Below are 250 nucleotides of genomic sequence, written 5' to 3'. Positions count from 1 at the left end.
CCACTGCCCGGCGGCGCGGTCAACGTCGCGCAGGCGATCGTCGTGCGCGTGACGAGCAGTGCGCGCGACAGCACGCTGGCGCTGCTGGTGCGCCTCGTCGAGCGCGCCGGGCAGGACAAGCCCGCGCTGGCGTTGTGGGCCGACCGCGTCGGCGCGTGGTTCGTGCTCGCGCTGCTGGTGCTGACGGTCGTCGTGTGCGCGGGCTGGTATCTCGTCGATCCGGCGCGCGCGTGGCCGGCGGCGATCGCGG

Annotated in this window: 1 pseudogene; it reads left to right on the top strand. The window is 75.6% G+C overall.

The window, feature by feature from the left end:
* A pseudogene (locus tag ACEN88_RS35890) lies at positions 1 to 250 on the top strand (heavy metal translocating P-type ATPase); the annotation flags it as partial.

The organism is Massilia sp. CT11-108 (genome assembly GCF_047302915.1).
GTDB classification, from domain to species: Bacteria; Pseudomonadota; Gammaproteobacteria; order Burkholderiales; family Burkholderiaceae_D; genus Telluria; species Telluria orientalis.
This window is presented reverse-complemented; position numbering and strand designations above follow the sequence as displayed.